The organism is Planococcus halocryophilus (assembly GCF_022489025.1).
GTDB classification, from domain to species: Bacteria; Bacillota; Bacilli; order Bacillales_A; family Planococcaceae; genus Planococcus; species Planococcus halocryophilus_A.
Window position 1 is genome coordinate 1 of record NZ_JAKVTG010000034.1, and the last position, 1,476, is coordinate 1,476.

Genomic DNA, 1,476 nt, shown 5'->3' on the forward strand with positions numbered 1-1,476 from the left:
GGTAGTGACCCCTTAAAGTTAGAGTTTTAGTTTATGCAGCTAATTGGCTGGCATGCGTTCGGTATTCCACCGGACTCATGCCGGCCAATTTTTGTTTGATGCGTTCATTGTTGTAGTAGGAGATATATTGATCGATCCGGCGTTTCAATTCGTCGTAGGATACCCATGTTTCTCCGTAATACATCTCCTGTTTCAAGAGGCCGAAGAAATTTTCCATGGCTGCGTTGTCGGCACACGTCCCTTTTCGGGACATGCTTTGGAAGATCTGTTGTTTCTTCAGCGCCTTCACCCAGGAAGCGTGCTGATAATGCCAACCTTGGTCGGAATGAATGGTGGTTCGGTAGACAGCCTGCCCAGTGATCGTTGGCAGGGCTTCATGAAGCGATTCCATGACGAAGTCGAGGGTTGGCCGTTTTGCCATACTCACCCCGATAATTTCGCCGTTATACAGGTCCATGATCGGACTCAAATAAAGCTTTTCCTCGCCTGTACATTTGAATTCGGTGACGTCTGTCGTCAGTTTCTGCAAGGCATGTGGGGTGGAAAACCTGCGGTTCATTCGATTTTTAGCGATGGTTCCGACTTTGCCCTTATACGATTTGTAGCGAGACTTCCGAATGAATTTCACACATTTCAACGCCAGTACACCCATGAGCCGTTGAACTTTCTTGTGATTGATGACGTATCCCTGTGCTTGTAATTCCAAGTGAATCCGTCGATACCCGTATCGGCCTTCGTGTTTCTCGAACAGCTCCTGGATCAGGGTTTTCCATTCCAGGTCCAAGTCTTCCGAACCGAATCGCTGGCAGTGGTAATGGTACGTCGCTTCCGGAAGATTGACGATCTTCAGCACGTCCTTTAGTCGGAATCCTTCTTCGTGGAGTTCGAACGCCAGCGCTGCTTGTGCTTTTCGAGGAAGGCATCCGGATTCTCCTGGAAAGCTTTTAACTTTTTTAAATACGCCACTTCTAAACGGAGAAGCTCATTCTCCCGTTCCAGTTGTTCTTCTCGGGATAGCGTCTTTTCTGGTTTGATGGGTTTTTGTTTTGGTTTTTTTGACATGGAGGGCCGTCCTTTCGTTCGTTCTTCCAGGCCTTTTACCCCTTTCGCCAGAAATTCACGATTCCATCTCGCAACAATTGATGGCTCGTTCATCTCAAATTCGATCGCTGTATCTTGGTAGGAAGCACCTGTTTGTTTCATAAAGTGTAATACATCCACCTTGAATTGAACAGAATACACTTGATTCGTCTGCTTCTTCTGTAAGCCTTCTTGTCCAAATGCCTGATAAGCACGTACCCAACGTTTAATCGGGGTAGTACTAGGCAATCCGTATTTCCGGGCTAACAGCTTATAGCCCAGCGTCCCATCCACGTATTCTTTCACCAACTGCAACTTGAACTCTTCACTATATTTTGCCATATAAAAAACACCCCAAAAGTTAGATTTGAACTCTAACTTTTGGGGTGCACTACC

At 46.5% G+C, this 1,476-nt stretch carries 2 protein-coding genes; both read right to left on the reverse strand.

The genetic code is table 11. The features are described 5' to 3' along the window. Positions 1-31 precede the first annotated feature (31 nt). A complete protein-coding gene (locus MLE13_RS17750; protein ID WP_240751098.1) occupies positions 32-895 on the reverse strand; it encodes an IS3 family transposase in 864 nt (287 codons plus the stop codon). Continuing rightward, positions 859-1,476 (reverse strand): helix-turn-helix domain-containing protein (locus MLE13_RS17755; protein ID WP_240751097.1); only part of this gene is annotated, 618 nt, incomplete at its 5' end. The genes MLE13_RS17750 and MLE13_RS17755, both read right to left, overlap by 37 nt.